General features: G+C 52.4%; 1 tRNA gene. It reads right to left on the bottom strand.

From position 1 onward, the window contains the following. Positions 1-119 precede the first annotated feature (119 nt). A tRNA-Ala gene (locus tag L6Q96_23605) sits at positions 120-192 on the bottom strand. Positions 193-271 lie beyond the last annotated feature (79 nt).

Genomic DNA, 271 nt, shown 5'->3' with positions numbered 1-271 from the left:
TTGCTTTGGACGCAAAAACTTAGATTTTCAAAGAGGGCGACTCTCTCGAGCCGTGCGGCACTGCGGCCGCGGACCGTCCGAGCTGACGCTCGGCGGAAAACTTGTTGAGGGGCAGCGGGTGGAGCTGATCGGGATCGAACCGACGACCTCAACACTGCCAGCGTTGCGCTCTCCCAGCTGAGCTACAGCCCCACATAGTGACAAGGTCCAATAATAGCTCTAAAATCTTTTAAATGAAAAGCCAAAAGTTACTCTTTGTTTGCTTAGGAAA

This window comes from Candidatus Binatia bacterium (genome assembly GCA_023150935.1).
Classification (GTDB): Bacteria; Desulfobacterota; Binatia; order HRBIN30; family HRBIN30; genus JAKLJW01.
Note: the sequence above shows the minus strand (reverse complement) of the source record. Positions and strands in the feature narration are given on the sequence as shown.